Source organism: Pantoea sp. X85 (assembly GCF_029623675.1).
GTDB lineage: Bacteria > Pseudomonadota > Gammaproteobacteria > Enterobacterales > Enterobacteriaceae > Pantoea > Pantoea leporis.
In genome coordinates, this window is the sequence record NZ_CP121108.1 from 2,209,403 (window position 1) to 2,231,839 (window position 22,437).

The 22,437-nt window shown below is 53.0% G+C and carries 22 protein-coding genes, 1 pseudogene and 1 other annotated feature; of the genes and pseudogenes, 14 read left to right on the top strand and 9 right to left on the bottom strand.

Going from position 1 to position 22,437, the window contains the following annotated elements:
* Positions 1–89 precede the first annotated feature (89 nt).
* The 4 genes from P6287_RS10260 to topA all read right to left on the bottom strand — a co-directional run bounded on the left by P6287_RS10260 (position 90) and on the right by topA (position 4,690).
* Positions 90–269 (bottom strand): hypothetical protein, encoded by a 180-nt coding sequence (locus P6287_RS10260; RefSeq protein ID WP_064738813.1) that lies wholly within the window; start codon positions 267–269, stop codon positions 90–92.
* A 3-nt stretch (positions 270–272) separates the two neighbouring features.
* Positions 273–431 carry a YmiA family putative membrane protein gene (locus tag P6287_RS10265; RefSeq protein ID WP_071531660.1) on the bottom strand — a complete coding sequence of 53 codons (159 nt, stop codon included), beginning with the start codon at positions 429–431 and terminating at the stop codon, positions 273–275.
* A 493-nt stretch (positions 432–924) separates the two neighbouring features.
* Positions 925–1,899, bottom strand: a complete 975-nt coding sequence (cysB, locus tag P6287_RS10270; protein WP_064738814.1) for an HTH-type transcriptional regulator CysB — start codon at positions 1,897–1,899, stop codon at positions 925–927.
* Between the two features lie 193 nt (positions 1,900–2,092).
* Positions 2,093–4,690 (bottom strand): type I DNA topoisomerase, encoded by a 2,598-nt coding sequence (gene topA, locus P6287_RS10275; RefSeq protein ID WP_008106525.1) that lies wholly within the window; start codon positions 4,688–4,690, stop codon positions 2,093–2,095.
* A 370-nt stretch (positions 4,691–5,060) separates the two neighbouring features.
* On the opposite strand from topA, the gene P6287_RS10280 reads away from it, so the two are divergent.
* Complete coding sequence (locus tag P6287_RS10280) at positions 5,061–5,309, top strand: DUF2498 family protein (RefSeq protein WP_176969985.1); 249 nt, start codon at positions 5,061–5,063, stop codon at positions 5,307–5,309.
* A gap of 26 nt (positions 5,310–5,335) precedes the next feature.
* On the opposite strand, the gene sohB is transcribed toward P6287_RS10280, so the two are convergent.
* Positions 5,336–6,382 carry a protease SohB gene (sohB, locus tag P6287_RS10285; protein WP_110866249.1) on the bottom strand — a complete coding sequence of 349 codons (1,047 nt, stop codon included), beginning with the start codon at positions 6,380–6,382 and terminating at the stop codon, positions 5,336–5,338.
* 173 nt (positions 6,383–6,555) lie between these two features.
* Between sohB and P6287_RS10290 the strand changes: the two genes are divergently transcribed.
* The gene (locus P6287_RS10290; RefSeq protein WP_277973656.1) at positions 6,556–7,320 is read left to right on the top strand and encodes a YciK family oxidoreductase; all 765 of its coding nucleotides are present in this window, start codon (positions 6,556–6,558) and stop codon (positions 7,318–7,320) included.
* Entirely contained in the window at positions 7,317–7,904 is a 588-nt protein-coding gene (cobO, locus tag P6287_RS10295; RefSeq protein WP_277973657.1) for a cob(I)yrinic acid a,c-diamide adenosyltransferase, read from the top strand. Before P6287_RS10290 ends, cobO begins: the two co-directional genes overlap by 4 nt.
* A 37-nt stretch (positions 7,905–7,941) precedes the next feature.
* Here cobO and rluB read toward each other — a convergent pair whose 3' ends face one another.
* Entirely contained in the window at positions 7,942–8,817 is an 876-nt protein-coding gene (gene rluB / locus P6287_RS10300; protein ID WP_101764266.1) for a 23S rRNA pseudouridine(2605) synthase RluB, read from the bottom strand.
* A gap of 818 nt (positions 8,818–9,635) precedes the next feature.
* On the opposite strand from rluB, the gene P6287_RS10305 reads away from it, so the two are divergent.
* Positions 9,636–10,292 (top strand): serine protease, encoded by a 657-nt coding sequence (locus P6287_RS10305; protein WP_277973658.1) that lies wholly within the window; start codon positions 9,636–9,638, stop codon positions 10,290–10,292.
* Here P6287_RS10305 and P6287_RS10310 read toward each other — a convergent pair whose 3' ends face one another.
* Together P6287_RS10310 and P6287_RS10315 are read right to left on the bottom strand one after the other, a co-directional pair.
* A complete protein-coding gene (locus tag P6287_RS10310) occupies positions 10,293–10,913 on the bottom strand; it encodes an L-threonylcarbamoyladenylate synthase (protein WP_110866253.1) in 621 nt (206 codons plus the stop codon).
* A 12-nt stretch (positions 10,914–10,925) separates the two neighbouring features.
* On the bottom strand, positions 10,926–11,810 hold the full coding sequence (locus tag P6287_RS10315; RefSeq protein WP_277973659.1) for a PHP domain-containing protein: 885 nt from the start codon (positions 11,808–11,810) through the stop codon (positions 10,926–10,928).
* A 154-nt stretch (positions 11,811–11,964) separates the two neighbouring features.
* Positions 11,965–12,073, top strand: a sequence feature (Trp leader region).
* A 23-nt stretch (positions 12,074–12,096) separates the two neighbouring features.
* Here P6287_RS10315 and P6287_RS10320 point away from each other — a divergent pair.
* The 6 genes and pseudogenes from P6287_RS10320 (at position 12,097) to P6287_RS10345 (ending at position 19,229) form a co-directional block, all read left to right on the top strand.
* Positions 12,097–13,659: an anthranilate synthase component 1 gene (locus tag P6287_RS10320; RefSeq protein ID WP_277973660.1), complete on the top strand. Its 1,563-nt coding sequence runs from the start codon at positions 12,097–12,099 to the stop codon at positions 13,657–13,659.
* Positions 13,659–15,252 (top strand): annotated as a pseudogene (trpD, locus tag P6287_RS10325) (bifunctional anthranilate synthase glutamate amidotransferase component TrpG/anthranilate phosphoribosyltransferase TrpD). The gene P6287_RS10320 and the pseudogene trpD overlap by 1 nt, the downstream one beginning before the upstream one ends.
* Before the next feature lies 1 nt (position 15,253).
* Positions 15,254–16,621, top strand: coding sequence for a bifunctional indole-3-glycerol-phosphate synthase TrpC/phosphoribosylanthranilate isomerase TrpF (trpCF, locus tag P6287_RS10330; protein ID WP_277973661.1), 1,368 nt, complete (start codon positions 15,254–15,256; stop codon positions 16,619–16,621).
* 46 nt (positions 16,622–16,667) lie between these two features.
* The gene (trpB, locus tag P6287_RS10335; RefSeq protein WP_101764259.1) at positions 16,668–17,861 is read left to right on the top strand and encodes a tryptophan synthase subunit beta; all 1,194 of its coding nucleotides are present in this window, start codon (positions 16,668–16,670) and stop codon (positions 17,859–17,861) included.
* Positions 17,861–18,664: a tryptophan synthase subunit alpha gene (gene trpA, locus P6287_RS10340; protein WP_192411716.1), complete on the top strand. Its 804-nt coding sequence runs from the start codon at positions 17,861–17,863 to the stop codon at positions 18,662–18,664. Before trpB ends, trpA begins: the two co-directional genes overlap by 1 nt.
* A gap of 250 nt (positions 18,665–18,914) precedes the next feature.
* Positions 18,915–19,229, top strand: a complete 315-nt coding sequence (locus P6287_RS10345) for a BON domain-containing protein (RefSeq protein ID WP_101764257.1) — start codon at positions 18,915–18,917, stop codon at positions 19,227–19,229.
* A 46-nt stretch (positions 19,230–19,275) separates the two neighbouring features.
* Here P6287_RS10345 and ompW read toward each other — a convergent pair whose 3' ends face one another.
* On the bottom strand, positions 19,276–19,908 hold the full coding sequence (gene ompW / locus P6287_RS10350) for an outer membrane protein OmpW (protein ID WP_064738828.1): 633 nt from the start codon (positions 19,906–19,908) through the stop codon (positions 19,276–19,278).
* A gap of 246 nt (positions 19,909–20,154) precedes the next feature.
* Here ompW and P6287_RS10355 point away from each other — a divergent pair, with 246 nt between their 5' ends.
* Genes P6287_RS10355 through yciA form a run of 4 tightly spaced genes read left to right on the top strand, consistent with a single transcriptional unit; the run spans position 20,155 to position 22,405 of the window.
* Positions 20,155–20,571 (top strand): YkgJ family cysteine cluster protein, encoded by a 417-nt coding sequence (locus tag P6287_RS10355; protein WP_101764256.1) that lies wholly within the window; start codon positions 20,155–20,157, stop codon positions 20,569–20,571.
* A gap of 27 nt (positions 20,572–20,598) precedes the next feature.
* Positions 20,599–21,333, top strand: a complete 735-nt coding sequence (locus tag P6287_RS10360) for a YciC family protein (RefSeq protein WP_101764255.1) — start codon at positions 20,599–20,601, stop codon at positions 21,331–21,333.
* A 58-nt stretch (positions 21,334–21,391) separates the two neighbouring features.
* The gene (locus tag P6287_RS10365; RefSeq protein ID WP_277973662.1) at positions 21,392–21,931 is read left to right on the top strand and encodes a septation protein A; all 540 of its coding nucleotides are present in this window, start codon (positions 21,392–21,394) and stop codon (positions 21,929–21,931) included.
* Between the two features lie 54 nt (positions 21,932–21,985).
* Positions 21,986–22,405 carry an acyl-CoA thioester hydrolase YciA gene (yciA, locus tag P6287_RS10370; RefSeq protein WP_007892397.1) on the top strand — a complete coding sequence of 140 codons (420 nt, stop codon included), beginning with the start codon at positions 21,986–21,988 and terminating at the stop codon, positions 22,403–22,405.
* Positions 22,406–22,437 lie beyond the last annotated feature (32 nt).

Here is a 22,437-nt window from a genome sequence, read left to right on the forward strand (position 1 = left end):
GTTAAAGGACGGGCTTTTAACTTGCCCACCGGATAATCCGGCAAAAAGAGGGACTAAACGACTAAATATAGTACGGAACGCATGCTGCGTTATTTCGACTTCATATCCATGAAGGATTCAATAAAATTGCGCTGATTCTCGCTGAGTTCCCACGAAGTCGGAATGGTGACCTGAGGTTCAGTGGATACAACGTCTTTAACTTTGCACGCAGGCGTTTGCGGCTGACGTGCAGAAACCGGATGCTTACGACTGAGTGTATTTGCCCACATGGCTTAACCCCACATACGCCAAATCATTAACGCCACCACTACCCAGAACAGTGCTGAAGCAGCGAAGACAGTCATCCAAGCTTTGCGACGGGTATTACCAGTACGCTCAACTTTGGTGCTTTTAGTCCGGAAGCCCGGCTGTACAGTTATTCTCGTATTCATAGTTTTTGATAATCACTCTCAATAAAACGATTGATGACAACGATTAAGATTTAGGACGAATCCTAAACTTGTTAAGACCGAAAATCCAGTTATTTTTATTGAGCACAACGATTAACGCTATTTATCAAAACGCCAAAAATTGATGAGATAAATTTAATTACCAACACAACTATTAATTAAATCGTTACATTGTAAATTTGGGTTAACAGCAAATTAGATCCAATCTAAATTTGAGTTTAATTTACCATGCCAGTTAAAAAGCCCTTCTTCATCAACTCTTAACTAGAGTATGGGAATATTCCTGGCGAGCTGCAAAGCAGCATCGTAAAAATTGTGTACTGATTCGCATTTAATAGATAACAATGAAAAAACATGTGACCCATGTTTCATTTACAAAAAAATAATGATTTTTTTTGAAGTACTCGTGGCGCTAAGCGCTAGGGGATTCCGAAGGTGCCCACTGGACACCTTGGCAAAAGAATGAGTTAGGAATTTACTTGAAGGGTAACTTGATGTCGCGGAACATAGCTTCGATGTCTTCATTGGAGCGCAATGCGACCGCCGCATCCACCACATCACGCGTCAGGTGTGGCGCGAAACGTTGAATAAAATCATACATATAGCTGCGGAGGAAGGTGCTACGTCTAAAGCCAATTTTGGTCGTACTATTCGTAAAGATTTCTGAAGCTTCAATACGCACCAAATCGGGGTCTGCAACCGGATCAACCGCCATACTGGCAATTACGCCAACGCCCAGGCCTAAACGCACGTACGTCTTAATGACGTCAGCATCCGTCGCAGTGAAGACGATGCGTGGCGTTAATCCGGCGCGATTAAACGCGGTGTCCAACTCTGAACGGCCTGTAAAGCCAAATGTGTAAGTCACTAACGGGAAATCCGCCAGCTCTTCAATCGTCACATTTGATTTACCCGCCAACGGATGATCTGGCGTTACCACAATGGCGCGGTTCCAGTGATAGCACGGCAGCATAATCAAATCGTCATACAGATGCAGGGCTTCTGTGGCAATGGCAAAGTCTGCATTGCCCTTTGAAACCGCCTCAGCTATTTGCGTCGGCGATCCCTGATGCATGTGCAAAGAAACGCGAGGATAGCGCTCAATAAAGCCTTTAATCACGCCTGGCAGCGCATAACGTGCCTGCGTATGGGTAGTTGCTACATACAGCGAGCCTTTATCTGGCCAGGTGTGTTCACCAGCAACAGATTTAATCGCGTCAACTTTGGACAGCACTTCGCGCGCAATCCGAATAATCTCTTCACCTGCAGGCGTTACTTGCGTCAGATGCTTACCACTGCGTGCAAATATCTGCACGCCCAGCTCATCTTCTAACATACGGACTTGCTTACTGATGCCCGGCTGCGAGGTATATAAGCCTTCGGCGGTCGATGAGACATTAAGGTTGTGATTAACCACTTCGACGATGTAACGCAACTGCTGCAATTTCATAGTTATATCTTCCTGGTAGCGACAGAGGTGCATTCCCGGCAGGCGTGTTTCCGCTTTAATTGCGGTGAGGGAGGGAAAGCGAATCAGCGAAACGAAAAGAGTTCTATAACTACTATATCAGTTAAAGGAAGAATGTAGAACGATTAGCTATAAGGATAAGAGAAAGGCCAGCGAATGCTGGCCTTGCGGGGAATTACTTTTTCGCTTCCTGCCATTTGCCATCAATATAGAACATTGACCAGCCGGTGGCTTTGCCATCCTTTTCGGAAGAGACGTATTGCTGTTTGGTCTTACGACTGAAACGCACCATCGTCTTATTCCCTTCTGGATCGGCGGCTGGCGCTTCTGACAGATATTTCAGCTTTTCTGGCAGGCGGTCGGCAAAGCGTTGCAGCTCTTCCACCAGCGGCGCGCGCGTTTCACGTGATTTCGGGAAGGTATTCGCAGCAAGGAACACGCCCGCTGCACCATCACGCAACACAAAGTAAGCATCCGACTTTTCACACTGCAATTCTGGCAGCGGCACCGGATCTTCTTTTGGCGGCGCGACATCACCGTTACGCAGAATCTTACGGGTGTTTTTGCACTCGTCGTTGGTACACGCCATGTACTTACCGAAACGACCCATTTTCAGATGCATTTCAGAACCACACTTCTCGCACTCAACAATCGGACCGTCGTAGCCCTTGATGCGGAATTCGCCCTGCTCAATCTCGTAGCCGTCGCACTCTGGGTTATTACCGCAGACGTGTAACTTGCGCTGGTTATCGATCAGATAGCTGTCCATCGCGGTGCCACACTTCTGGCAACGACGACGAGCGCGCAGCGCATTGGTTTCAGCATCATCGCCTTCCAGCACGTTGAGCACTTCATTTTCCGGGATCAAGTTGATGGTCTGCTTGCAGCGCTCTTTCGGCGGCAAAGCATAACCCGAGCAACCCAGGAACACGCCGGTACTGGCGGTGCGAATCCCCATCGGGCGGCTACAGGTTGGACAATCAATTGACGTCAACACCATCTGGTTGGGCTGCATGCCGCCCTCTTCCGGATCTTTCTCAGCATCATCTAACTGTTGGCTGAAATCACTGAAGAAGGAGTCGAGTACCGCTTTCCATTCGGCTTCATTATTCGCCACCTGATCGAGGCTATTTTCCATGCGCGCGGTGAAGTCATAGTTCATTAGCTCGCGGAAATTAGACTCCAGACGGTCGGTAACAATTTCACCCATTTTTTCAGCGTAGAAACGGCGGTTCTCAACACGCACGTAACCACGATCCTGAATGGTGGAGATAATCGAGGCATACGTTGATGGACGACCAATGCCACGTTTTTCCAGCTCACGCACCAGCGATGCTTCACTGAAGCGCGCCGGCGGTTTGGTGAAGTGCTGGCTTGGCATCAGCTCTTTAAGATCCAGCATGTCGCCAACATCTACCGGCGGCAGCGTCAGATCTTCATCATTTTTACGCAGCGCAGGCATCACGCGCGTCCAGCCATCGAAACGCAGCGTGCGGCCTTTGGCTTTCAATTTAAATTCAGCCGCGCCCACGGTCAGCGTGGTGGAGTCGTACTGAGCCGGAACCATCTGGCAGGCAACAAACTGGCGCCAAATCAGCTGATAGAGTTTCTGCGCATCAGCTTCCATATCTTTCAGCTGCTCAGCCACGATATTCACGTCAGAAGGACGAATCGCTTCGTGCGCTTCCTGTGAGTTCTCTTTGCTGGCATAGGTATTCGGCGCTTCTGGCAGATACTTTTTACCGAAACTGCTCTCAACATAACCGCGCGCCATCGCCACGGCATCCTGGCTCAGGTTGGTGGAGTCGGTACGCATATAGGTGATGTGGCCCGCTTCATACAAACGCTGCGCCATCATCATGGTCTTCTTCACGCCGAAGCCCAAACGCGTACTCGCCGCCTGTTGCAGCGTTGAGGTAATAAAAGGTGCAGAAGGCTTGCTGCTGGTCGGCTTGTCTTCACGATCCAGCACTTCGTAACGCGCTTTCTGCAAAATCGCTACCGCCGCGTGAGTTTGCTCACGATTGACCGGACGGAACGCTTTGTCATTCTGATGCGTCACCTGCATGGCCAGATCGGCGCCTTTCGGCGTGGCGAAATCAGCATCGATTTCCCAATACTCTTCTGGCACGAAGGCTTTGATTTCGTGCTCGCGCTCAACGACCAGACGCACCGCAACCGACTGAACGCGGCCGGCTGACAGGCCGCGGGCAATTTTCTTCCACAGCAGGGGCGACACCATGTAACCCACCACGCGATCCATAAAGCGGCGCGCTTGCTGTGCGTTGACACGTTCAATATTAAGCTCGCCAGGCTTGTCAAACGCCTGACGAATCGCATTCTTGGTAATTTCGTTAAATACTACGCGGCTAAAGCGCTTATCGTCCCCACCGATCACTTCCCGCAGGTGCCAGGCAATGGCTTCCCCTTCGCGGTCAAGGTCGGTTGCGAGATAGATGTGGTCTGCATCGGCAGCCAGGTTTTTCAGCTCAGCGACAACTTTTTCTTTGCCCGGCAGAATTTGATAATCCGCTTCCCAACCATGCCAGGGATCCACACCCATGCGGTTTACGAGTGCGGCTTTCTCATCCTTTTTAACCTTTTTTCCAGGTTTCGCTTTTTCCCCGTCGGCACTTTTACGGGCAGTTGAACCGCTGGTCGGCAAATCACGGATATGACCGACACTGGATTTCACCACGTAGTCATTACCGAGGTATTTATTGATTGTTTTGGCCTTTGCCGGGGACTCAACGATTACGAGTGATTTACCCATATGTACCTTTACCTAAATGAAACGTCCTGATAAACGGGAGAGAATTGGAGGTCCCAAAACCCAATGGGTTCAATATTGCTGCCAGCATTTCGCATTTCAAGGCAGCAGGGATAATCTCAGGTCAGATTGCGTCGACTTCTGCAACTTTATGATTAGGAGCGAGTTTTCCATCTGACAGAACCACACATCCGGGTGTGATCTCCCTGAAAGCTGAATCGCCCACACTCTACCTGATAAAATCCGTTACGCAACTTAATTAGCATTCTGCCTAATTTTGCGCCAGTTTTATGACGCAATGCTGATTTGCTGAACGCGATAGCTCGCAAGTAATATAGAAGGAGAAAAATGGCTGTCAAAAAAGAGGTGAAAAATGTCAGTGCCAACGGAATCTATTTCACGCCAGGCGTTACTGGAAATAGCCAATCAGATAATCACGCAGCACGACGATTATTTTGTCGGATTAGAAGCCAATGATGTGATTCAGCAAGGTGATGTTTTGGTGTTTCGCGGTCCCTATTTTCTCGATGATGAAGGCTTGCCCACCGCCAAAACCACCACGGTATTTAACGTATTTAAACACCTCGCGGTCGAACTCTCCTCTCAATATCATCTGGCATAAAAAAGCCCGGCAATTGCCGGGCTCAGTTACAACAGCGGCTTCTCGCCGCGCTGCCATATTTTCAGAATCAACCGCTCTGCCGCCAGACTGGCGCTGTTAGTAAAGCGATCCATCATTTTACGCTTACGTGCGTAGTGCACGCCCAGCACGGTGAAGCGATCCATATGCTTGATAATCAACGCATCGCTGGTGCCGATTTCATCAATCAAACCCAAATCCAGCGCCTGACGACCATACCAATGCTCGCCGGTCGCCACTTTGTTCAAATCAAGCGACGGACGCATCTGCTGTACAAAATCTTTAAACAGCTGATGCGTTTCATTGAGGTCTTCCTGGAATTTCTCGCGCCCTTCTTCGGTGTTTTCACCAAACAGCGTCAAAGTCCGTTTGTACTGACCGGCGGTATGCAGCTCGACGTCAATATCGTTGCGCTTTAACAGGCGGTTGAAGTTAGGGATCTGCGCGACCACGCCAATCGAACCAATAATAGAAAACGGTGCGGCCACGATGCGATCCGCCACGCAAGCCATCATGTAACCGCCGCTGGCAGCGACTTTATCCACCACAGCCGTTAATTGCAGGCCGGCATCGCGCAGGCGTTGCAGCTGCGAAGCCGCCAAACCATAGCCGTGAACCACGCCGCCGGGACTTTCGAGGCGCAGCAGCACTTCATCGCCCGGTACCGCAACTGCCAGCACCGCGGAGATCTCCTCTCGCAATGAGGTGACTTCACTCGCGTCCATGCTGCCCTTGAACTCCAGCACATACAGCGTGGGCTTCAGCGTCTCGCTCACGCCCGCTTTGGCATTGCGTTTATCGGCTTTCGCCTTTTGCTTCTCTTCTTTCTTATGCTGCTTGAGCCACACTTTTTGCGCCTGTGGCTTCATTTTGGCGAGCTGCAGGTCTTCCTTCATCTCACGATAATCATCATCGAGATGCGTCAAACGCAGCTGACCGCTGCTGTGACGTTTACGCAGCGCGGCATTAAGCACAATCAGAACAATAGCTGCGATCGCCACCACCACGGTGACAGCCTTAGCCAGAAATAATCCGTAACTGGAGAAAAAATCCATTCTGCCGCCTTATTAAACAGTAAATTACAACAGCTGCAAGTTTACCCGCTTTACGCGCTGTCGTCGCCTGAAATGCCCGCAGGCGGCACAGAATGCGAGGCTCAAGCGTTGCACCGCGCGGCAAATTCAGGCATAAAGCCAAAAACCTTCTGACCCGAGCAAAGGACATCGCTGTGCATTATCAACCGAAAAGCGATCTACTGGAAAATCGCATCATTCTCGTCACCGGCGCTTCCGACGGCATTGGCCGTGAAGCAGCCCTGACCTATGCGCGCTATGGCGCGCGCGTCATCTTGTTGGGGCGCAATGCCAACACGCTGCAGAAAACGGAGCAGGCCATCAACCAGTTAAACAAGCAGCCAGCCGCTTCTTTATTACTGGATCTGGCTGAAGCCACGCCAGAAAGCTGCCAGCAATTGGCCGAGCAGGTCGCTGCGCTGGTACCGCGTCTGGATGGCGTGCTGCACAATGCCGGTATTCTGGGCGAGATCGTACCGCTGGAAGAACTCGATCCGCAGATCTGGCGGGACGTGATGCAGATTAACCTCGATGCCACCTTCTATTTAACCCAGGCATTACTGCCGCTGCTGCTGAAATCAGATGCCGGATCGCTGGTGTTTACCACTTCCAGCGTAGGCCGCACCGGCCGTGCAGGATGGGGCGCGTATGCGGTTTCGAAATTTGCCACTGAAGGCATGATGCAGGTGCTGGCCGACGAGTATAAAAACCGTCACTTGCGGGTGAACTGCATCAATCCTGGCGGTACGCGCACCAAAATGCGCGCCAGCGCCTTCCCGGATGAGGATGCCAATTTACTCAAAACCCCCGCGGATTTGATGCCGCTCTACCTCTATTTAATGGGCGATGACAGTCGTCGTAAAACCGGTACCAGCTTCGATGCGCAGCCGGGACGTAAAGCGGGGCCAGCAACCGCATGAGCGATCGCCATCAGCAACGCCAGCAGCGACTGAAAGAGCAGGTTGATGCCCGTATCGCCGCCGCCACCGAGACGCGTGGCATTTTGATGGTGTTCACTGGTAACGGCAAAGGGAAAACCACCGCCGCTTTCGGCACCGCGTTGCGCGCCTGCGGACACGGTAAAAAAGTGGCGGCGGTACAGTTCATTAAAGGCGAATGGCCCAACGGTGAACGCAACTTGCTGGAACAGCACGGCGTCGAATTTCAGGTGATGTCCACCGGTTTTACCTGGGATACGCAGAACCGCGAGACCGATACCGCAGCATGTCAGTTGGTGTGGCAGCAGGCGCGTCGCATGTTGGCCGATAGCAGCGTCGATCTGGTGATCCTGGATGAAATCACGTACATGGTGAGCATGGATTATCTGGATTTAGCTGAGCTGGTCGATATGCTGCAACAGCGCCCTGCACAGCAAAGCGTGATCATTACCGGTCGCGGCTGCCATCGTACGTTACTGGATTTGGCAGATACCGTGACGGAAATGCGTCCGGTGAAACATGCGTTCGATGCGGGAATTCAGGCACAGCAAGGAATAGATTGGTAACACGCTGACGCCGCAGAGCGCGGCGTCAGGCGTGGCATCAGGAACCGCGTTTGGTGTTATTACGACGCGGATTGTTGCTCACCACACCGTGACGTTTTACCGCACGACGGATTTGGTTAGCCTTGGTGCGACGACGATCCTTTTCGACGGCCACTTTCGTTACCGTCTCTTCCGGCATACTGACTAACGTACGCAGATAGTTGACTGCCGGTAACTCCATCTCGATCCAGCCGCCGCGTGGCAAGCCTTTCGGCAACTGGATATCACCGTAACGCACACGCATCAGACGGCTAACCTGCACGCCAACCGCTTCCCACAGACGCCGCACTTCGCGGTTACGTCCTTCGGTCAGCGTCACGTTGTACCATTGGTTAATCCCTTCGCCACCGGCAAACTTAATGGTTTTGAACGATGCCGGGCCATCTTCCAACTGCACGCCTTTGCTCAGCTGACGGATTTTATCGTCATCCACTTCGCCAAACACGCGAACCGCGTATTCACGCTCGACTTCACGGCTTGGGTGCATCAAACGGTTAGCCAGTTCACCATCGGTGGTGAACAGCATCAAACCGCAGGTATTCACATCCAGACGACCGACGGCAATCCAGCGTGAACCACGCAGACGCGGCAGACGATCAAACACGGTTGGACGCCCTTCCGGATCGTTACGCGTGCAGAGTTCACCTTCCGGCTTGTAGTACGCCAGTACGCGGCACACTTCGGTCGCCGACTCAGCGATGGAAACCAGATGGCCATCGATACGAATTTTCAGGGATTTATCACTTTCGATGCGATCGCCAAGCGTCGCCAGTTTGCCGTCAACGCTGACGCGTCCGGCTGAAATCATGGTTTCGATTTCGCGACGCGAACCGTGACCGGCGCGCGCTAATACTTTCTGTAATTTTTCGCTCATGGAGCCTCGTTGTCGCCTTCCCAGGCGTCGTGGTAAGAAGAGGTACGATACAGGGATTACCAATTCCCATATCAGAATCTGTTACCGCTCTGCATTGCTTCTGCAATCTCAGACGGCCCGCGATTTTACACTAACGCAAGTTTTGTTAACACCTTTTCCTTTGCTGCCGATAACAGAGGGCCCGGTAAAAACGGGCACATTAAGATTTTGACAACAAACATTCAGCTGACTGATAGATCGATCTTATTTTCGTCCGCAGCATTCACGCCAAGTGACTGAATTATTATCACTTGCCCCTCACCTTTCCCGATTGAATCTGTTACCGACTTAAGCCAGCTGATACATTAGCGCTTTGCAAGACTGCTTGGGCAGTATTGCTCGCCATGCTAAAGGATAATCACAAACTTTAAATCTAAGTAAAAACACTAAGACAGCATAAAGAACTATTTAATGGCGTTAAATAAGACCTTTTTTAGTAATAAATGTAAATTGATAGTTTATTGGCACTACAGGTTGGATTAAGTCTGTATTTTTGTATTTTTTGAATCATATTAAATTTGATGAATTGTTCTACAGAAAAAACTGTGTAAAATTTAAGCCTGAAATCCAGTGTGTCGACATAATAACATAGCTTTAATTTACTATTTATATTCGTTCAACTAACAAATCATTAACTAAGCACTGTGTAATTACACTGATATTATAAACCGGCGCGCGCGGGATTTGACGCGTTTATTCATTTACGGAATGAATTTAATTCGCATGTCGAAAGTCTTCACCAGGGATTTTACGGACATGCTTTACTGAAGATCACTGCCATGAAAACCTCTCTGCTTTGGCCTGCGCTCGCTGCGCTGGCACTGAGCGGTTGTTCCGTGGGCCACACTGAGTACAGTCGTACTGCGATGCAACACGTTGATATGAGCGTGACAGGCATTCCGACTGTGCTGGGTTTGGGCATCCTCGGCACAACCATTCCTCTGACGCCAGAATACAGCCTGACGGCGGCGCACGTGGCAAAAACTGCCGTGCAGCGCGTCAAGGCTTATCATCCCTATTGCGACGTCGCGATTATTTATCATAAAAACAGCCCAGAAACGCTGGCTAAATTCCGCAGCGGTGCCATTGGCGAACCGATTAAAATGTATGGTTACAGCTTTATTTCCGCTATGCCGGTGGAATCGAGCGGCGTTAATTTAGCGCGCACCGCAATTACCAATAAATGGAATAAAAAGCCCTGCATGGCAATGGCATCAAATGCTGGCGTCGTGCAAGGCATGTCGGGTGGCGCGGTATATAATGCTGACCAAACTATTGGCGGCGTGATTGTCGGTTACAGCCATGAAATATCTAACGTGCGTAGTAAGAAAGTCATCTTAAAAGATGTCTCGCTGTATATTCCGTACGGGGATTTCAAAAACTGGCTGGAAACCAATATTGGTCAGACGCAGAACGTTACGCCTGACCATGCATGATTACTGGAACGGGCGCGTATCACCGACGCCTTCGCGCACCACCACCGGCGCATCGCTGGTGAGATCGATCACCGTGGTCGGCTGCTGTCCCAGCGTGCCGCCATCGATGATCAGATCCACCAGCTTGCCAATACTGTACTGAATCTCTTCCGGATCGGACTCGGTAAAATCGTTACCGGGCAACATCAGCGAGGTCGACATCATCGGCTCGTTGAGTCGCTCCAGCAGCGCCAGCGCCACCGGATTGGACGGCACGCGCAGACCGATGGTTTTACGTTTGTCATTCATTAGACGACGCGGCACTTCTTTCGTCGCCTTCAAAATGAAGGTGTAATTGCCCGGCGTGTTGTTTTTCAGAAGGCGAAACGCGGAGTTATCCACCTGCGCGTAAGTCGACAGCTCCGACAGGTCGCGGCACATCAGCGTAAAGTTATGATTGCCATCCAACTGGCGAATGCGACAAATGCGCTCCATGGCATTTTTCTCTTCCAGACGACAACCCAGCGCATAGCCCGAGTCGGTTGGATAAACAATCACGCTGCCTTTATTCAGATAATCAACGGCCTGATTTACCAGGCGCGGCTGCGGATTGTCGGGATGAATGTGAAAATATTGACTCATAAAAACCTCATATCACCTGTCTGCAACAGCAATGCTGGGCGCCAACTCGGGGAAGCGTTCCCAAACCGGCTCCACGCCGCCCGGTAGCCATAACTTGCGTCCCAGTTCTATCCACGGACAAGGTTGGTGGAAATCTGATCCCTGCGACCCGGCTAACTGATGGTCACGCGCATAGGTTGCCAGCTGCGTGCGCTCGTTGGGCGCTTGCTGGCACTGCGCGACTTCCATGGCATCGCCACCCACGTCGGCAAAATGCGCAATCAGCCGCTTTAACCATTTAGCCGACAAACCATAACGACCGGGATGCGCCAAAATGGCATAGCCGCCAGAATGATGAATAGCATCAATGGCTTGTTTAATTGTACACCATTGCGGAGGCACGTAGCCGGTTTTCCCGCGTGCCAGATAATTCTTGAATACCTGCGCCATATTATCGGCTTTGCCAATCTCTACCAGATAACGCGCAAAGTGGCCGCGCGTGATTAGGCCGCCTTGCGCCAGTCGCTGCGCACCGGCTAACGCATCAGGAATGCGAGCGCGCTCGAGGCGTTCGGCAATCTGCTGCGCACGATCAAGGCGTGTCTGATACTGATGCGTGAGGAATTCAGTCAGCGCGGGATGCTGGCAATCGACATTCAGCCCCACAATGTGGATTTCGTGATTTTCCCATAAGGTTGATGCCTCTAAACCCGCCAGCACGCGGATTGGCAGATCCTGTTGCACCACAGCCGCCTGCGCTTCTGCCACGCCCGCCACCGTGTCGTGATCGGTAATCGCCAGCACACCGACTTTCATCTCAACCGCACGCTGCACCAGCGCGGTCGGCGTCAATAAGCCGTCAGAAGCCAGCGTATGGCTGTGTAAATCGTAAAGGGGAAAACGAGCGATGTCCGACAAGATAACTCCAGCAACTGCATAAACCGGCAGGCATAATAACGATTTTGACCCTGGCTGAAAAAGGGTATTGACATTTTTCGCCCGAACCAGTTAACTAGTACACAAGTTCACACGTAACGGGTATTTAATCATGACTATTTTTGGTTCGCATTTAAATGGTTGGTGGCGCGAAGATCCCTTTATCGGGCGACGTCGTCGTGCACAACTTGCGTAACCGCAGTGCAGATTGATACCTAAGCCCGCCACCGAGCGGGCTTTTTTTTGAGCGAAATTCAGAGAATCCATTATGGCTATTGCGAAACCTACATTGAAGTTGATAACCGGTACCGCGCCCTACCGCGAAGATCCGGCCGCAGTGTTTCATCAGTTATGCGGCGCACGTCCAGCAACTCTGCTGCTTGAATCCGCAGATATCGACAGCAAACAAAACCTGAAAAGCCTGTTAATCGTGGATAGCGCGCTGCGCGTCAGTGCGCTGGGTAACATCGTCACCATCAAAGCGCTGTCGGAAAATGGTCGCGCCATCTTGCCGCTGCTGGACGAGGCGCTGCCCTCTGAGGTGCGTATTGAGGTGCGCCCTGATGGCCGCGAGCTGCATTTCACCCAGCAGCAAGGCATGCAGGACGAAGATTCCCGCCTGAAGGCCTTTTCCGTATTTGATGCGCTGCGCCTGATCCCGCAGCTGGTGAACAGCCCGGAAGAGGAGCGTGAAGCGATGCTACTTGGCGGCTTGTTCGCTTATGACTTAGTGGCCGGTTTCGAAGATCTGCCGCAACTGCGCAACGAACAGCGTTGCCCGGATTACTGCTTCTATCTGGCCGAAACCTTACTGGTGATCGACCATCAGCAGCGCACTGCTCGCCTGCAGGCCAGCTTGTTCTGTCCATCGACCAGCGAGTTCCAGCGTCTGCAAGGCCGCATCGAACAACTACGCGGCCAGATGACGCAAGCAGCGCCCGCATTGCCGGTCCAGCGCGTCGAGCACATGACGCTCAGCACCAGTCAGAGCGACGAAGAGTATTGCAGCGTAGTTAGTGAGATGCAGGAAGCGATTCGCATTGGCGAAATCTTCCAGGTTGTCCCTTCACGTCGCTTCTCGCTGCCGTGCCCTTCTCCACTGGCCGCTTACGACACGTTGAAAAACAGCAATCCAAGTCCTTACATGTTCTTTATGCAGGATCAGGATTTCGCGCTGTTTGGTGCCTCGCCAGAAAGCTCACTGAAATATGACGCGACGTCGCGTCAGATTGAGATCTACCCGATTGCGGGTACGCGTCCACGCGGCCGCCATGCCGATGGCTCACTGGATCGCGATCTCGACAGCCGCATCGAACTGGAAATGCGCACCGACCATAAAGAGATGGCTGAGCACCTGATGCTGGTGGATTTAGCACGTAACGATTTGGCGCGTATCTGTGTGCCGGGCAGCCGTTACGTGGCAGACCTGACTAAAGTCGACCGCTACTCGTTTGTGATGCATCTGGTGTCACGCGTGGTCGGCACGTTGCGCGCAGATCTCGACGTGCTGCACGCCTACCGCGCCTGCATGAACATGGGCACGCTGAGCGGCGCACCGAAAGTGCGTGCGATGCAACTGATTGCCGGGAAAGAAGGCACACGTCGCGGCAGCTACGGCGGCGCAGTCGGCTATTTCACCGCTAACGGCGACCTTGATACCTGCATCGTTATCCGTTCCGCGTGGGTTGAAGACGGTGTAGCCACCGTACAAGCCGGCGCCGGTGTGGTGCTGGATTCCCAGCCCCAGGCAGAAGCGGACGAGAGCCGCAACAAAGCGCGCGCTGTATTGCGTGCCATCGCAACAGCCCATCACTGCAAGGAGATTTTCTGATGGCCGATATCCTGCTGCTCGATAACATCGACTCCTTTACTTACAACCTCGTTGATCAGCTGCGTACCTTTGGCCATAACGTGGTGATTTACCGCAACAACGTGCCCGCTGAGGTGCTGATTGAACGCCTGCAGCAGATGGAAAACCCAATTCTGATGCTGTCGCCGGGTCCGGGCGCGCCGAAAGATGCCGGATGCATGCCAGATTTGCTACAAGCGCTGCGCGGTCGTCTGCCGATTATCGGCATCTGTCTCGGTCATCAGGCGATTGTTGAAGCCTACGGCGGCCATGTCGGCCAGGCCGGGGAGATCCTGCACGGCAAAGCCTCTTCTATTACCCATGATGGCGAAGGCATGTTCGCTGGCCTGAGCAATCCGCTGCCGGTGGCGCGCTATCACTCGCTGGTCGGTAGCAATACGCCAGCCGAATTGACCGTTAACGCCAGCTACAACGGCATGGTGATGGCCGTGCGCCACGATGCCGACCGCGTGTGTGGCTTCCAGTTCCACCCCGAATCCATTCTCACCACTCAGGGCGCGCGCTTATTAGAACAGACGTTGGCCTGGGCGCTGGCGCAGTAATAGGGAGATTATGATGCAAACTATTCTGGAAAAACTTTATCAGTCTGAGACGCTGAGCCAGGGCGAAAGCCACCAGCTATTTAGCGCTATTATTACCGGTCAGCTGGAGCCGACGCAGTTAGCCGCCGCGCTGATTGCCATGAAAGTCCGTGGCGAGCGTCCGGAAGAGATCGCCGGTGCCGCTTCCGCGCTGCTGGCCGATGCAAAACCGTTCCCGCGCCCGGATTACACCTTTGCCGATATCGTCGGTACCGGCGGTGACGGCAGCAACAGCATCAATATCTCGACCGCCAGCGCCTTTGTTGCGGCAACCTGCGGCCTGAAAGTGGCAAAGCACGGTAATCGCAGCGTCTCCAGCAAGTCGGGTTCTTCCGATCTGCTGGCGGCATTTGGCATCAATCTGGATATGCCTGCGGAACAAGCACGCCAGGCGCTGGACGATCTCAACGTCTGCTTCCTGTTTGCTCCGCAGTATCACAGCGGTTTTCGTCACGCGATGCCGGTACGTCAGCAGTTGAAAACCCGTACCATCTTTAACGTGTTGGGTCCGCTGATTAACCCTGCGCGTCCACCGCTGGCGGTGATTGGCGTGTACAGCCCGGAGCTGGTACTGCCAATCGCCCAAACGCTAAAAGTGCTCGGCTATCAACGTGCGGCTGTGGTTCACGGCGGTGGCATGGATGAAGTGGCGCTGCACAGCCCAACGCAGGTCGCCGAGTTGCGTGATGGCGAAATCACTGGCTATCAGCTGACGCCAGAAGACTTCGGTTTTGGCTACCATGATAAAGACGCGTTGGCAGGCGACACGCCGGAAGAAAACCGTGACATTCTGACCCGTTTACTTCAGGGTAAAGGCCAGCCCGCCCATGAGCAGGCGGTGGCGGTCAACGTCGCAATGTTACTGAAAGTGTTCGGAAATGAAGATTTGCGCGACAACGCACAGCGCGCCATCGCTGCCATTCGCAGCGGACAGGCCTACGAGCGCGTTGTCGCTCTGGCAGCGAGAGGATGAGATGAGTATTAAGGGCACTGTTTTAGAGAAAATCGTACAAGATAAAGCCGTCTGGGTTGAAGCGCGCAAAGCACAGCAGCCGCTGGCCACCTTCCAGAACGATTTGCAGCCTGCGGAACGTCATTTTTACGATACACTGCGTGGCTCACGCACCGTATTCATCCTGGAATGCAAAAAAGCATCGCCCTCCAAAGGGCTGATTCGCGAGGATTTCGATCCCGCCACCATCGCTGGCTTATACCGTCATTACGCTTCTGCGGTGTCGGTGTTAACCGATGAAAAATACTTCCAGGGCGATTTTGCGTTCCTGCCGATTGTTAGCGCCGCCATCACGCAACCGGTGTTGTGCAAAGACTTCATCATCGATCCGTACCAGATCTATCTGGCACGACATTATCAGGCCGACGCCATTCTGCTGATGTTGTCGGTGCTCGATGATGAGCAATATCGTCAGCTCGCCGCCGTGGCGCACAGCCTGAAAATGGGCGTGCTGACCGAAGTCAGTAATGAAGAAGAGATGGAACGCGCGATTGCGCTGGAAGCCAAAGTCGTCGGCATTAATAACCGCGACCTGCGCGACCTGTCCATCGACCTGAATCGCACGCGTCAGTTAGCGCCGCGCCTCGGACATGGCGTCACCGTCATCAGCGAATCTGGCATTCACAATTATGCGCAGGTACGTGAGCTGAGCCACTTCGCTAACGGCTTCCTGATTGGCTCCGCGCTGATGGAAGAAGCCGATCTCACTGCTGGCGTGCGACGCGTATTGCTCGGTGATAATAAAGTCTGCGGCCTGACCCGCGCCGAAGATGCACGTGCAGCGCAGGAAGCTGGCGCAATCTATGGTGGCTTAATCTTCGCTGAAGGCTCGCCGCGTAAAATCAGCCGCGACCAAGCGCAGGTTGTGCAGGCTGCTGCCCCGCTGAAGTATGTTGGCGTGTTCCGCAACAATGCGGCAAGTGACATTGTCACGCTAGCGGAAAGTTTAAAACTTTATGCGGTGCAGCTGCACGGCGATGAAGATCAGGCGTTCGTCGCAGAATTGCGTCAGGCGCTGCCAGCAGACACCAAAATCTGGAAAGCGCTGAGCATTAAAGAGCAGTTACCTGCGCGCGACTGGCCGCACGTCGATCGTTACGTGTTTGATAATGGCCAGGGCGGCACCGGCCAGCGTTTCGATTGGTCACTGCTGCAAGGCCAGGATCTCAGCAATGTGCTGCTGGCCGGTGGCCTAAGCGCGGACAACTGCGTAGAGGCCGCGCAGCTGGGCTGTGCCGGCCTCGATTTCAACTCCGGCGTAGAATCTGCGCCAGGCATTAAAGATGCCAGCAAAGTCGCGGCGGTATTCCGCACGCTGCGCGCCTATTAATTTCGCTTGCCCGCCATGGCGCGGGCCGAATAAGGAAGATGAAAAAATGACCACGTTATTGAATCCCTATTTTGGCGAGTTTGGCGGCCAGTACGTACCACAAATCCTGATGCCAGCCTTGCGCCAGTTGGAAAATGCGTTTGTTGAAGCGCAGCGCGATCCCGAGTTTCAGGCCGAGTTTACTGACCTGCTGAAAAACTACGCTGGACGCCCAACGGCTTTAACGCTGTGCAGCAACCTGACTAAAGGCAGCAAAACCCGCCTTTATCTAAAGCGTGAAGATTTGCTGCACGGTGGTGCGCATAAAACCAACCAGGTGCTGGGTCAGGCGCTGTTGGCTAAGCGCATGGGCAAAAACGAGATCATCGCGGAAACCGGCGCCGGTCAGCACGGTGTCGCGTCAGCGTTAGCCTGTGCCCTGCTGGGTATGAAGTGCCGCATCTACATGGGCGCCAAGGACGTTGAGCGTCAGTCGCCAAACGTATTCCGTATGCGTCTGATGGGCGCGGAAGTGATTCCGGTGCATAGCGGCTCAGCCACGCTGAAAGATGCCTGTAACGAGGCGCTGCGCGACTGGTCTGGCAGCTATGAAACCGCGCACTACATGCTCGGCACCGCCGCGGGCCCGCACCCGTTCCCGACTATCGTGCGTGAATTCCAGCGCATGATTGGTGAAGAGACCAAAGCCCAGATTCTGGAGCGCGAAGGTCGCCTGCCGGATGCGGTGTTAGCCTGCGTGGGCGGTGGTTCGAACGCTATCGGCATGTTCGCTGATTTTATCGAAGAAGAAAGCGTTGGTCTGATCGGCGTGGAGCCGGCGGGGCACGGTATCGAAACCGGAGAACACGGTGCGCCGCTCAAGCACGGTCGCGTGGGGATCTATTTCGGTATGAAAGCGCCGATGATGCAGACCGAAGAGGGGCAGATTGAAGAATCCTACTCAATCTCTGCAGGTCTGGACTTCCCGTCAGTGGGTCCTCAGCATGCGCATCTGAACAGTATCGGCCGCGCGGAATATGTTTCGATTACCGATGACGAAGCGCTCAGCGCCTTTAAAGAGCTGTGCCGTGCTGAAGGGATTATTCCTGCGCTCGAATCCTCACACGCGCTGGCACATGCACTGAAAATGATCCGCGAAAATCCGGAAAAAGAGCAGCTGCTGGTGGTTAACCTTTCTGGTCGCGGCGATAAAGACATCTTCACCGTTCACGATATTTTGAAAGCCAAGGGAGAGATCTGATGGAACGTTACAATCATCTGTTTCAACGTCTGTCGGCGCAGCAAGAAGGCGCGTTTGTCCCCTTCGTTACCCTCGGCGATCCGTCACCTGAACTTTCGCTGAAAATTATCGATACCCTGGTGGAAGGCGGTGCGGACGCGTTAGAACTCGGTATTCCGTTCTCGGATCCGCTGGCCGACGGCCCAACCATTCAGGGCGCGACGCTGCGTGCCTTTGCTTCCGGCACCACCGTGGCGCAGTGCTTTGAAATTCTGGCGACCGTGCGCCAGAAATATCCCGAGCTGCCGATTGGCTTGCTGATGTACGCCAATCTGGTGTTCAGCAAAGGTATCGATAACTTTTATGCACAGTGTGAAGCGGTGGGCGTCGATTCCGTGCTGGTTGCGGATGTGCCGCTGGAAGAGTCTGCGCCTTTCCGTCAGGCTGCGCTGCGCCACAATGTGGCGCCGATCTTTATCTGTCCACCAAATGCTGACGATGAACTGCTGCGTGAGATCGCTGCGCACGGTCGCGGTTATACCTATTTGCTGTCACGCGCAGGCGTCACCGGTTCGGAAAATCGTGCCAGCCTGCCGCTGCATCACCTGATCGAAAAGCTGCGTGAGTTTAACGCTGCGCCGCCGCTGCAGGGCTTTGGTATCTCTGAACCCGGCCAAGTGAAAGAAGCCATCGCCGCTGGTGCGGCGGGTGCCATTTCCGGGTCGGCAATTGTGAAAATCATTGAGCGTAACCAGAACGATCCGGCCACGCTGCTCAGCGAGCTGAAAGCCTTTGTGAGTAGTCTGAAAGCAGCCACCCGCTAAAATCCTTCAGGGCCTTATTCGCTGGTGCGGATAAGGCCTTTTTATTGCCAAAAATATCCCCAAACTCAAATTCCCGGCTACTCTCAGATTTTCATGCCCAGCGAAAACTGCGATTGGATCAATAAGTGGTAAAAACGCCCTATTTCTGACTTTTTCACGCGCGCCGATTTGCTGATTTCGCATCTCCAGACCACAATTAATTGCGCCGCCCCATTGCGGCGAAACATCATCTAAGACAGGGAGATAACCAATGAAATTTTTCAAAGTCGTTGCAGGATTTATGATGGCTGCGGTAATGGCGCTGGCACTTAGCGCGTGTGCACCCACAGCAACCAAAGAAGGCACTGGCGGTTACATCGACGATACCGTGGTAACCACCAAAGTTAAGGCTCAGCTGTTGAATGACGAGTCGCTGAAATCGACCGAAATCAATGTTGAAACCTTCAAGGGTAAAGTTCAGCTGAGCGGTTTTGTCAGCTCACCGCAGATGGCAAATCGCGCGGTGGCCGTAACGCGTAGCGTGGCGGGCGTGAAATCTGTGGTTAACAATATGCAGATCAAATAACACAACGGGCGACCTTCTGGTCGCCCGCTTCATTTCTGGTTGCCGATTAGAATCGATATCCCGCACCAAAGAAGAACACCCACGGATCGATACGCGTGTTGATGTTTTGCTGCTCACCGCCAGCTTTAAATTTCACTTCGGTATCAATATCCATGTACCACAGCGAGGCATTCAGCATCCAGTCGCGGTTGATTTGATAATCCAGACCGACCTGGCCCGCCATGCCCCACGAGTCTTTCACGCTCAGGTCGCTTAATCCGGCATCCTCACCCGTTTGGTTGAATTTGGCATCGTAGAAGGTGGTGTAGTTGATACCGACGCCAACGTACGGGCGGACTTTACTTTTGCTATCAAAGAAATAGTACTGCGCCATTAAGGTCGGCGGCAGCTGACGCACGGTGGCCAGATTACCGGTGGCGCCCAGTCCAACCTTATGACGGAACGGGGTTGCAGCCAGCAGCTCAACGCCGATGTTATCCGTTGCCATATAGGTGAAGGTCAAGCCCAGCTGCGTATCGTTGCTAACGTTAAAGCCGCCCATACCCAGCACATTGTCAGAGCCTTCAGTCGGACGAACGGTGGCGCTACCTGCACGCATAAAGAAATCACCGGCTTCATGAGCCAGAGCCAGTTGCGGAATTGCCAGCGCCATCAGCAGTGCGCATTTTGCCAGTTTCATAATCACTCCTTTGCCAAATAAAGATGGGTCTCAATGTTGAATGCGGCACAACATTTACCCCTTTTTTGGTAAAAGATCATCTGCATCAATCTAAATTAATCACTTAAAAAACAATGAATTGATTCAGATCAATTTTGGCTTTACAGCGCGTAATAAAAGTCCGCTTGCGAAAATTTTTCGCCGTGACTATTTTAACTTTCCCCTGTGTGATTTTGGTTCGATACCTTAAAGGTGGCGGGCGATCAGATGAGCGATTCACTAAATCCTTGCGTGACCTGTGGCGCATGCTGCGCGCACTTCCGTGTCTCTTTTTACTGGGCCGAAGCCGATGATGGCGCCGGTGCTGTTCCCGTTGAATTAACAGAACCGTTAACCCCATTTATGCGCAATATGCGCGGCACCAACCAACGCCAGCCGCGCTGTATTGCGCTGCAGGGCGACGTCGGCGGCTGCGTCTCCTGCGGTATTTATCAGCAGCGCCCTTCGCCCTGTCGGGAGTTTTCGATGTCCGGCGAGAACGGTGAACAGAACGAAGCTTGCGATCGCGCCCGTGCTCGCTACGGTCTTCCTGCGCTTTTTCACCCTTCTTTACCTGTTATGACAGAAAGTTATCCCAATGCGGGTGCCAGCACGCCAGTAGAACATGTACAATCGCCGGGTTAATTAATCCGGTTCTTTCAAGGAGTTTACATGTCTATCACGGCAAGCTCGTTATACCGTGACACAGGAAATTTTTTGCGCCATCAGCTGGTTACTATTTTACTGCTGGCGCTGCTGACCTCGTTCATTACTGTGATCGTCGGCCACGCGTTAACGCCAGGTGAAGACCAGCTCTCGTTGTTGAGCCAGTCCGATGACAGCGCATCGTCGCTGTTTGAGCTGGTACAAAATATGTCTCCGGATCAGCAGCGTATTTTGCTGCGCGCTTCCGCTGCAGGCACGTTCGCTGCGTTGATTGGCAACACGCTGCTGCTGGGTGGCATGCTGCTTCTAATCCCAATGGTATCGGGCGGACAACGCGTCAGCGCGCTGCGCGCTATTGGCGCATCTGCGCCCATCCTGCCAAAGCTGCTGCTGCAGACCTTCCTGATCACCCTGCTGGTTCAATTGGGCTTTATGGTGCTGATGGTACCGGGCGTGATTCTGGCGATCCTGTTTTCACTGGCACCGGTGATTCTCGCCAATGAGAAGCTCGGCGTGATTGGCGCGATGCGTGCCAGCATGCGTCTCGCCTGGAAGAATATTAAGGTTATCGCACCGGCTATTGTGCTGTGGCTGCTGGCCAAAATTGTGCTGATGTTCTTCTTCTCATCGCTGACCGTGCTGCCCGCCAATATCGCCTCCGTGGTGTTGAACGCGCTGGGTAACCTGGTCTCCGCAGTACTGATTATCTATCTGTACCGGCTGTATATGCTGTTACGTTAATCGTTATGGCGCTCACCCGGGCGCCATAACTGTACGCTCCTGCCTATTTGGAAACGCTATGAAGCAGTTACTCGATTTTCTTCCCCTGGTGGTTTTCTTCATCTTCTACAAGCTGTACGACATCTTTGTTGCTTCTGGCGCATTGATCGTTGCCACCGGTCTGGCGCTGGTCGTCAGTTGGGTGCTCTACCGCAAGCTGGAAAAGATGACCATTTTTACCTTTGTGCTGGTCGCGGTATTCGGCACGCTGACGCTGGTGTTCCATAACGATGAATTCATCAAATGGAAAGTCACGGTGATCTATTCGCTGTTTGCCGTCGCGCTGCTCTACAGCCAGTGGTTTATGAAGCAACCGCTGATCCAAACCATGCTGGGTAAAGAGTTACAACTGCCTTCAGGCGTGTGGCGCAATCTCAACATTGCCTGGGCAATCTTCTTCCTCGCCTGCGGCTTAACGAATATTTATGTTGCGTTTTGGTTATCGCAGGAATTTTGGGTTAACTTTAAGGTGTTCGGTCTGACCGGCCTGACCCTACTCTTTACTCTGCTAAGCGGCGTGTATATCTGGCGACAGATGCCGCAACAAGAACAAAAATAATGCCACTCCGCCCGACAGCGTCGGGCTTCTCTTCACCTGCAGAAGAACTGAGCAATGGACGAAAAACATAAGTCGCCGCAAGGCGAGATGGTGTTGCGTACCCTGGCCATGCCAGCGGATACCAATGCTAACGGAGATATCTTTGGTGGCTGGTTGATGTCGCAGATGGACATGGGCGGCGCAATTAAGGCGAAAGAGATTGCCGAAGGACGTGTCGTCACCGTGCGCGTGGACGGAATGACGTTCCTTAAACCGGTGGCGGTTGGCGATGTGGTGAGCTGCTACGCACGCTGCATCCGCACCGGCAACAGTTCCATGACCATAAACGTCGAAGTGTGGATCAAGAAAGTGTCGTCCGAACCGATTGGACAGACCTACTGCGCAACCGAAGCGGTGTTTGTCTACGTCGCCGTCGACAATACCGGGCAATCTCGCCCGTTGCCGCCCGGCAGAAGCAATTTAAGCGATCTGTAACATTAAAAAGCGGTCATCTGACCGCTTTCTTT

Coding starts and splice junctions, on each gene's coding strand:
- topA (WP_008106525.1), bottom strand. CDS start 4,690: ATGGGTAAATCACTCGTAATCGTTGAGTCCCCGGCAAAGGCCAAAACA.
- P6287_RS10365 (WP_277973662.1), top strand. CDS start 21,392: ATGAAGCAGTTACTCGATTTTCTTCCCCTGGTGGTTTTCTTCATCTTC.
- P6287_RS10305 (WP_277973658.1), top strand. CDS start 9,636: ATGAAAACCTCTCTGCTTTGGCCTGCGCTCGCTGCGCTGGCACTGAGC.
- P6287_RS10345 (WP_101764257.1), top strand. CDS start 18,915: ATGAAATTTTTCAAAGTCGTTGCAGGATTTATGATGGCTGCGGTAATG.
- P6287_RS10355 (WP_101764256.1), top strand. CDS start 20,155: ATGAGCGATTCACTAAATCCTTGCGTGACCTGTGGCGCATGCTGCGCG.
- sohB (WP_110866249.1), bottom strand. CDS start 6,382: ATGGATTTTTTCTCCAGTTACGGATTATTTCTGGCTAAGGCTGTCACC.
- trpCF (WP_277973661.1), top strand. CDS start 15,254: ATGAGTATTAAGGGCACTGTTTTAGAGAAAATCGTACAAGATAAAGCC.
- P6287_RS10260 (WP_064738813.1), bottom strand. CDS start 269: ATGTGGGCAAATACACTCAGTCGTAAGCATCCGGTTTCTGCACGTCAG.
- P6287_RS10360 (WP_101764255.1), top strand. CDS start 20,599: ATGTCTATCACGGCAAGCTCGTTATACCGTGACACAGGAAATTTTTTG.
- P6287_RS10320 (WP_277973660.1), top strand. CDS start 12,097: ATGGCTATTGCGAAACCTACATTGAAGTTGATAACCGGTACCGCGCCC.
- trpA (WP_192411716.1), top strand. CDS start 17,861: ATGGAACGTTACAATCATCTGTTTCAACGTCTGTCGGCGCAGCAAGAA.
- rluB (WP_101764266.1), bottom strand. CDS start 8,817: ATGAGCGAAAAATTACAGAAAGTATTAGCGCGCGCCGGTCACGGTTCG.
- yciA (WP_007892397.1), top strand. CDS start 21,986: ATGGACGAAAAACATAAGTCGCCGCAAGGCGAGATGGTGTTGCGTACC.
- P6287_RS10310 (WP_110866253.1), bottom strand. CDS start 10,913: ATGAGTCAATATTTTCACATTCATCCCGACAATCCGCAGCCGCGCCTG.
- cysB (WP_064738814.1), bottom strand. CDS start 1,899: ATGAAATTGCAGCAGTTGCGTTACATCGTCGAAGTGGTTAATCACAAC.
- P6287_RS10280 (WP_176969985.1), top strand. CDS start 5,061: ATGTCAGTGCCAACGGAATCTATTTCACGCCAGGCGTTACTGGAAATA.
- trpB (WP_101764259.1), top strand. CDS start 16,668: ATGACCACGTTATTGAATCCCTATTTTGGCGAGTTTGGCGGCCAGTAC.
- ompW (WP_064738828.1), bottom strand. CDS start 19,908: ATGAAACTGGCAAAATGCGCACTGCTGATGGCGCTGGCAATTCCGCAA.
- P6287_RS10265 (WP_071531660.1), bottom strand. CDS start 431: ATGAATACGAGAATAACTGTACAGCCGGGCTTCCGGACTAAAAGCACC.
- cobO (WP_277973657.1), top strand. CDS start 7,317: ATGAGCGATCGCCATCAGCAACGCCAGCAGCGACTGAAAGAGCAGGTT.